This is a genomic window from uncultured Intestinimonas sp. (genome assembly GCF_944387245.1).
Lineage (GTDB): Bacteria > Bacillota > Clostridia > Oscillospirales > Oscillospiraceae > Intestinimonas.
Window position 1 is genome coordinate 1 of the sequence record NZ_CALXEE010000099.1, and the last position, 6,252, is coordinate 6,252.

Annotated in this window: 6 protein-coding genes; 3 read left to right on the forward strand and 3 right to left on the reverse strand. The window is 59.7% G+C overall.

The genetic code is table 11. From position 1 onward, the window contains the following. Nucleotides 1-125 precede the first annotated feature (125 nt). The 3 genes from Q0K15_RS10225 to Q0K15_RS10235 all read right to left on the reverse strand — a co-directional run bounded on the left by Q0K15_RS10225 (nucleotide 126) and on the right by Q0K15_RS10235 (nucleotide 3,884). Nucleotides 126-1,478 carry a short-chain fatty acid transporter gene (locus tag Q0K15_RS10225; protein ID WP_294515748.1) on the reverse strand — a complete coding sequence of 451 codons (1,353 nt, stop codon included), beginning with the start codon at nucleotides 1,476-1,478 and terminating at the stop codon, nucleotides 126-128. Between the two features lie 419 nt (nucleotides 1,479-1,897). Further along, complete coding sequence (locus Q0K15_RS10230) at nucleotides 1,898-3,175, reverse strand: adenylosuccinate synthase (RefSeq protein WP_294515749.1); 1,278 nt, start codon at nucleotides 3,173-3,175, stop codon at nucleotides 1,898-1,900. 94 nt (nucleotides 3,176-3,269) lie between these two features. Further along, nucleotides 3,270-3,884: a DUF3298 domain-containing protein gene (locus tag Q0K15_RS10235; protein WP_294515750.1), complete on the reverse strand. Its 615-nt coding sequence runs from the start codon at nucleotides 3,882-3,884 to the stop codon at nucleotides 3,270-3,272. A gap of 204 nt (nucleotides 3,885-4,088) precedes the next feature. Between Q0K15_RS10235 and Q0K15_RS10240 the strand changes: the two genes are divergently transcribed. Genes Q0K15_RS10240 through hslO form a run of 3 tightly spaced genes read left to right on the forward strand, consistent with a single transcriptional unit; the run spans nucleotide 4,089 to nucleotide 6,040 of the window. Beyond that, a complete protein-coding gene (locus Q0K15_RS10240) occupies nucleotides 4,089-4,400 on the forward strand; it encodes a YerC/YecD family TrpR-related protein (RefSeq protein WP_294515751.1) in 312 nt (103 codons plus the stop codon). Beyond that, complete coding sequence (locus Q0K15_RS10245; protein WP_294515752.1) at nucleotides 4,397-5,149, forward strand: class I SAM-dependent methyltransferase; 753 nt, start codon at nucleotides 4,397-4,399, stop codon at nucleotides 5,147-5,149. The genes Q0K15_RS10240 and Q0K15_RS10245 overlap by 4 nt, the downstream gene beginning before the upstream one ends. A gap of 6 nt (nucleotides 5,150-5,155) precedes the next feature. Beyond that, on the forward strand, nucleotides 5,156-6,040 hold the full coding sequence (hslO, locus tag Q0K15_RS10250; RefSeq protein ID WP_294515753.1) for an Hsp33 family molecular chaperone HslO: 885 nt from the start codon (nucleotides 5,156-5,158) through the stop codon (nucleotides 6,038-6,040). The last annotated feature ends 212 nt before the right edge of the window (nucleotides 6,041-6,252 follow it).

The window sequence follows — 6,252 nt, forward strand, 5'->3', positions numbered from 1 at the left end:
GTCGTCTGCGGACGACGGAACTCTGCGAGGCTCTTGCATACGATTTGACATATGGGCACTTTTTCGACAGAGTGAAACGCCCGGACCGAAGTCCGGGCGTTTTCTGTTTCGTTGGGTTTCGGAGCTTAGAAGAACATGCCCCAGACCAGGAAGCCGCCGCAGGCGACCACACCGGTGAAGATGGTGACAATGACCAGGTAGCCCATGATGTTGCGGGCGGACAGGCCGGCAACACCCAGGGCAGGCAGAGCCCAGAAGGGCTGGATCATGTTGGTCCACTGATCGCCCCAGGCAATGGCCATGGCGGAACGGCCATAGTCGATGCCCATCTGGGTGGCAGCAGGCATCACGATAGGAGCCTGCACGGCCCACTGGCCGCCGCCGGAGGGAACGAAGAAGTTGATGATACCGGCGGACAGGAAGGTCAGCATGGGGAAGGTGATGTTGTTGGAGATACTGGTGAAGAAGTTGGCGATGATGGAGGCCAGGGACACACCGGTCTCGGGGTTGGTGGCCACCATCAGGCCCATGATGCCGGCGTAGAAGGGGAACTGCAGCAGGATGCCGGCAGCGCCGCCGGCGGCCTCGCCGATGGCGTCAACATACTTGCGGAGATCGCCGTGGAGCAGGATGCCCAGGAACATGAAGATCATGTTGACGATGTTCAGGTCCAGGTTGAAGCCCTTGGTGGCGAAGTAGTAGATGATGTACGCAAAGCCCAGGACCAGGGTGATGACCCAGAGGACCTTGTTGTGCTCGATCTTCTCAGCAGGGGTATTGATGGTGTAGGTCTTCTCCTCTTCCTCCACCAGCAGGGCGGGGTCCACGGTGAGGGTGTGGGCGGCGTCGGGGTGCATGGCGTAGTTGACGAGAGGCATCAGGATCAGGATGATGAGCACCATGCCCAGGTTCACGGGGTGGAAAATGGTCTGGGTGATGGGGGCGGAGTAGGTGACACCCAGGATCTCGGTGCCGCCCTCAGCGCCCATCTGCAGGGGGATGGAGCCGGAGAGGCCGGCGTGCCAGATCACGAAGCCGGAGTAGGCGGAGGCGATCAGCAGGGGGTAGTCCACGTCCTTCACACGGCGGGCGACCTCCTTGGCCAGCAGGGCGCCGGCGATGAGGCCGAAGCCCCAGTTGAGCCAGCAGCAGACGGTGGACACAAAGGTGGTGACCAGGATGGCGCTCTTCTTGTCCTTGGCGATGGAAGCGATGGCGCCCAGGATCTTCTTGCAGATCTTGGCGGAAGCCATGGCGGAACCCAGCACCAGCACCAGAGCCATCTGCATGGAGAAGGACAGCAGGCCCCAGAAGCCGCTGGAGTTACCCCAGGAATTGACCAGAGCGATGGGGCTCTGCTGGGTGCCGATCATCGAGGCAACGAAGACCACGATGGTCAGGATGATGGCGAACAGGAACGGATCAGGCAGCCACCGGTTGACGACCCGCACGCAGCCATTGGTAAACTTTTTGAACATGCGTTTCCCTCCTTATAATGTACAACCATGAACAAACCCCAACACAATTTGTTCACAATTTCGGTTCTCATTATATACAAAAAAAACCGTTTGTCAACCGACGCCTCTCGCGCGCGTCAAAAAATCCTTCAACCTCTTCTCTCCCAGTCATTTCCCGTTTTTTTGCTTTCTGTTTTTTTCATCTTTTCCGTCCATTTTCTTCTTTTTGTTCCGCTGTATAGAACAGATATTTGTATATAAAGTAAGTGAAAATTTGCAACTTTTCCAGGCAAAAAGTGCCCAAAATTCCTCTCTTTCAAGTGGTCCCACCAATTATCGAGTTGTCCCGTTTTCGGCACTGTAACCAATTTACATTTTTACCGTTGAAACAGAAAAAACGTGCAGAGATTACTCTCTGCACGTTTCGAACGAAGGTATATTTAGCGCCGATGCGTAATTTCGTGGCGTTTGGGGCCGGTGGAGACGATGGTGATGGGTACACCGATCTCTTTCTCCAGAAAATCCACATAGCCCTTGGCCTGACTGGGCAGACGGTTGTAATCGGTCTCGCCACGGATATCGCACTTCCAGCCGGGCAGAGTGGTATAGACCGGCTTGGCCCGCTCCAGCAGGGGGGTGACCGGGAAGTCCCGGGTGATCTTGCCGTCGATCTCATAGCCGGTACAGACTTTGATCTCATCCAGATAACCCAGCACATCGACAGCAGTGAGGGCCACCTCGGTGGCGCCCTGGACCTTGCAGCCGTAGCGGGTCGCCACAGCGTCGAACCAGCCCACACGGCGGGGGCGTCCGGTGGTGGCGCCGTATTCGCCGGCGTCGCCGCCCCGGTGGCGCAGCTCCTCGGCCTCGTCACCGAAGAGCTCGGACACGAAGGCGCCGGCGCCCACGGCGCTGGAGTAGGCCTTGGTGATGGCCACGATGCTCTTGATGTCCTGAGGTGCCACGCCCACGCCCATGCAGCCGAAACCGGCCAGGGTATGAGAAGAGGTGGTGAAGGGATAGATACCGAAGTCGGGGTCCTTCATGGCGCCCAGCTGGGCCTCCAGCAGGACCTGCTTGCCCTCGGCCAGCGCCTCCTTGACGAAGCTCATGGCGTCGCCCACGTAGGGAGCGATCTGGTCCCGGTAGCCGGTGACCTCCTCGAAGATCGCCTTCGGGTCCAGCTTGGGCTTGTGGTAGAGGTGCTCGAAGAGCACGTTTTTGATGGCGCAGACCTGCTCCAGCCGTTCCATCAGGCGGGGCTCGTCGAAGAGCTCGCAGATCTGGATGCCGTATTTGGCGTACTTGTCGGAATAGAAGGGGGCGATGCCCGACTTGGTGGAACCGAAGGCGTGACCGCCCAGCCGCTCCTCCTCGTACTGGTCCTGCAGGACGTGATAGGGCATCAGCACCTGGGTGCGCTGATCGATAATAATGTGGGGCGCGGGCACACCGCCCTCCCGCAGGTGGTTCAGTTCCTCCAGAAATTTGGGTACGTTGAGCGCCACACCGTTGCCGATGATGTTGGTGATGTGGGGGTAAAAGACACCGGACGGCAGCTGGTGCAGGGCAAATTTTCCATAATCGCAGATGATGGTATGGCCCGCATTTGCGCCGCCCTGGAACCGGACGACAACGTCAGATCCCTCCGCAAACAGGTCGGTGATCTTTCCCTTGCCTTCGTCGCCCCAGTTGGCTCCGACGATCGCTTTGACCATAGTTGATTCCTCCCGTGTGTTCAGTGTTCCGAGGACTGAAGTATTATATTCCATCCATTCTTGAGATGCAAGAAAGAATTTCCCATTTTTAGACTTATTCAGGATTTTTCTGGCCGTCCAAAGTCTGGTTTTCTCCCTCCAGAGGCAATAAAAAATCTATGATTCCGCTTTCGTTTGGGCCCAATGCTCCTGTGGGATAATAGATTCCGAGTCCATCTGGCAGAAGAAAAAACCGGCTGGTTGAAAATCGAACCGCCGCCAGACGCTCCGCATCCTTCCACAGGCTCACACCCTCCTCCCGCATTGGTTGGAGCTGCTCACGCACCCGATCCAGTACCTGTCCCCGCCACCCTCGCTCATGCCGGAACAAGTCCGCCATGGGCAACGGGTATCCTGTTTTTCTGGTCCATGTCATGGCGGTACGTATGACATGCCCCTCCTCTCTCCCCCGCCGTTCGCTTGCCTCCATCCACATGCTGCACAGCCGGTCGTCCTCATAGGTCTCTTTGCCCTGCAGCCGGGCCCTCCATGGCCAGAAAGGCCGTGCGTTCTCCCTGGCGTCCGAGCAGGCGATACAGGCCTCCCGATAAAAAGCTCCTGTCCATCGCCGGTACCACACCGCTGCCAGCCTTGCGTAATAGCGCCCCATCCGCACCGGTCCACGCTCATACTCCGCCGGCACTGGTACGGAGAACTCCAGTTCCGCCACCGGTTCTCCCTCCCAATCCAGGATTTCCTTCCAACAAATGTATCTCCACACCGCAAATCACCTCCATTTCAGTATATGCGCCATGAAAAAGTGCGCTTCATGCACAAAATTTCCTTTACTTTCATACTTCATTGTAGTAAAATTGTAAGGACCCGGCCCGTTCAACCACCGGGCCAAGGATAATGAAAGAGGTGTCTTCCCCCTATGACAAAGAAAACCAAGGAGAACGGCGACCTGCTCTATGAGAGCATCCTGACTCTGAGGGACCTGGACGAATGCAAGCGCTTCTTTGAAGACCTGTGCACCGTGGCCGAACTGCGGGCCATGGAGCAGCGGTTCGAGGTGGCTCTTCTGCTCAACGACGGAATGATCTACAACGACATTCTGGAGCGCACCGGCGCCAGCAGCGCCACCATCAGCCGGGTGAACCGGGCGCTCAATTACGGCGCCGACGGCTACAAGCAGGTGCTCCCCCGTGCCAAGGAGCTTCGGCAGCGGACCGAGGAGGAGGCATGAGCAGCTACGAGTCTCTGGCACTCCGATATGACGCCCTCACCGCCGACGTGGACCATGAGGCCTGGGCCGACTACCTGGAAAAGCACTTCTCCCGCAGTCCAATCCCCATCCACACCGTCCTGGACCTGGCCTGCGGCACCGGCGCCATGACCTGCCTGCTGGCCCAGCGGGGCTATGAGATGATCGGCGTGGACCTGTCGGCGGAGATGCTCTCCGTGGCCTCGGAGAAGGCCCAGAGCCTCACCGGCGTCATCCCCCCCATGTTCCTTCAGCAGCCCATGGAGGAGCTGGATCTCTACGGCACCATCGACGCCTGCGTCTGCTGTCTGGACAGCATCAACTATGTGACCCGGCCCAAGGCCCTGCTGCGCGCCTTTCAGCGGGTCCATCTCTTCCTGATGCCCGGCGGGCTCTTCCTCTTCGACGTCAACACCCCGGAGAAGCTGGAGGGGCTGGACGGCGGCATGTTCATCGACGAGACCGACGACACCTACTGCGTCTGGCGGGCGGACTATGCCCGGCGGAGCAGGATCTGTACCTACGGCTTCGACCTCTTCTTCCGCCAGGACGACGGCCTCTGGCGCCGGGAGGAGGAGGTCCACCAGGAGCGGGCCTACACGCCGGAGGAGCTCACCGAGCTGCTCCGGACGGCCGGCTTCACCCACATCAAACAGTACGGCGACCGGAAGATGCGGCCGCCCAAGTCCGGCGAGGACCGGATATTTTTTGCAGCCCGAAAGGAACTATAATATAGTATGGATGAGATCGTACGCATGATCACCGGCGACGGCGCGGTAAAGGCCATCGCCGTCACCGGAAAGGACCTGGTGGAGCGCGCCCGCCAGATCCATAAGCTCGCCCCCCTGGCCACCGCCGCCCTGGGCCGCAGCCTCATGGGCTGCTCCATGATCGGCGCCACTTTAAAAGAGGAAAAGGGCTCCGTCACCCTGCGCATCAAGGGAGGCGGTCCCCTGGGGAGCATCATCGCCGTATCCGACTCCCAGGGCAACGTGCGGGGCTACCTGCAAAACGGCCAGGTGGAGCTGCCCCTGAAGGGGCCCGGCAAGCTGGACGTGGGCGCCGGTGTGGGCACCGACGGCTTTTTGACCCTCATCAAGGACATCGGCCTCAAGGAGCCCTATGTGGGCAGTGTCCCCCTGGTGAGCGGCGAGATCGCCGAGGACCTCACCGCCTACTTTGCCGCCAGCGAGCAGATCCCCACGGCCTGCGGCCTGGGCGTGCTGGTGGACACCGACCAGTCCGTCCTCTGCGCCGGCGGCTACATGCTCCAGCTGCTGCCCGGCGCCGACGACGCCGTCATCGACCGTCTGGAGGAGGCCGTGCGCCGTCTGGGACCCGTCACCGAGGTCCTCCGCCAGGGCGCCGACGCCGCCGAGGTGCTGAACCGGCTGCTGGAGGGCATGGAGCCCGAGCTGCTGGAGCGCACCCCCGTCTCCTACAAGTGCTACTGTGACCGTGACCGGGTCTCCCAGGCCATCATCAGTCTGGGCAAGGAGGAGCTGCGGGACATGATCGACAAGGAGGGCTCCGCCGACCTCACCTGCCAGTTCTGCGACAAGGTATACCACTTCTCCAAGGAGGAGCTTGAGGCTCTGCTGGCCTCCGCCACAGAGGACTGAGTTTCTCCCCTTTCCGCTCCGGGAGGGCCCAAAAGGGCCCTTCCAGGGGGCTGGAAAGAAAAAATGAAAAAATTTGATTTTTAGTGTTGACAGATCGGGGTCGGCTTGCTATAATAACTTTCGCCGTCTGACAAGAGCGGCCAACAGGGGAGCATAGCTCAGCTGGGAGAGCGCATGCCTTACAAGCATGATGTCACAGGTTCGAGCCCTGT

What these genes read in the sequence shown, in the direction of transcription:
- Q0K15_RS10225 (WP_294515748.1), bottom strand. Translation starts at nt 1,478, where the DNA reads ATGTTCAAAAAGTTTACCAATGGCTGCGTGCGGGTCGTCAACCGGTGG.
- Q0K15_RS10245 (WP_294515752.1), top strand. Translation starts at nt 4,397, where the DNA reads ATGAGCAGCTACGAGTCTCTGGCACTCCGATATGACGCCCTCACCGCC.
- hslO (WP_294515753.1), top strand. Translation starts at nt 5,156, where the DNA reads ATGGATGAGATCGTACGCATGATCACCGGCGACGGCGCGGTAAAGGCC.
- Q0K15_RS10240 (WP_294515751.1), top strand. Translation starts at nt 4,089, where the DNA reads ATGACAAAGAAAACCAAGGAGAACGGCGACCTGCTCTATGAGAGCATC.
- Q0K15_RS10230 (WP_294515749.1), bottom strand. Translation starts at nt 3,175, where the DNA reads ATGGTCAAAGCGATCGTCGGAGCCAACTGGGGCGACGAAGGCAAGGGA.